Raw genomic sequence first — 308 nt, forward strand, 5'->3', positions numbered from 1 at the left:
TCATAAAAGAGATAAATATAAAAAGCAACGGAACCATCATAGTATTTTTTAACTTTCCCGAAAGGAAGGGTGGTAAATGGAACACGTAATTGTCCGGATCTAATCGAACCTATTTAGCTCTTTAGTATATTTTTTCGATAGAAGGGAAAAGTCAAATCCATTGGAGAGCCGTATGCAATGCACAAAAAATAAAATGCCTGTACGGTTTTTGAATTCTATCGTTTTTTTCCTAGTATTATTTATATGTTTCCTTCATAAAAAAATTGTGCGAGAGAAATAAACTGTTCATTATATATATATCAGCAGGG

Origin of the sequence: Zoogloea oryzae (assembly GCF_030161255.1) — a bacterium.
In the GTDB taxonomy this organism is placed as follows: Bacteria; Pseudomonadota; Gammaproteobacteria; order Burkholderiales; family Rhodocyclaceae; genus Zoogloea; species Zoogloea oryzae.